The organism is Mesorhizobium sp. M8A.F.Ca.ET.202.01.1.1 (assembly GCF_004791595.1).
GTDB lineage: Bacteria > Pseudomonadota > Alphaproteobacteria > Rhizobiales > Rhizobiaceae > Mesorhizobium.
In genome coordinates, this window is record NZ_SRUN01000075.1 from 1 (window position 1) to 452 (window position 452).

1 protein-coding gene is annotated in these 452 nt (G+C 63.9%); it reads right to left on the minus strand.

Going from position 1 to position 452, the window contains the following annotated elements; translation table 11 throughout:
• Nucleotides 1–48: 48 nt before the first annotated feature.
• On the minus strand, nt 49–452 hold a 404-nt coding region (locus EN845_RS33900; protein ID WP_145972539.1), incomplete at its 5' end, for an amidohydrolase family protein.

The following is a 452-nucleotide window of genomic DNA, read 5'->3' on the forward strand; positions in this document are numbered from 1 at the left end:
CGTCGATCTTCAGCCCTTCGAGATCGCGCTTCAGCGCTGCGATATCCATCATTCCACCATCAGTTCATCGAGTTCGGCATAGTCGGGCAGCTTGCGTTCGATCGCCCGGCCGTCGCGCACGACGATGCGATCCGATTCCGGCCGCGACAGCAATTCGGTCCAATTGCGCCCCTTGAAGACGATGAAGTCCGCGTTGCCGCCGACGGCAAGCGTGCCGACGCCTTCCAGGCGCATCACCTCGGCTGGCGTCGCCGCTACAGCCTTCGGCCAGTCGCCGATCGGATGGTCGAAATGCAGGATGCGCGTCGCCATGCGGTAGACTTCCAGCATGTCGAGATCGCCATAGGCGTAGAACGGATCGCGCGTGTTGTCGGAGGCGACCGCCACCTTGATGCCGCGCGCCTTCATCTCGTGCAGCAGCGTCACGCCGCGCCAGCGCGGGGTGGTCTGAT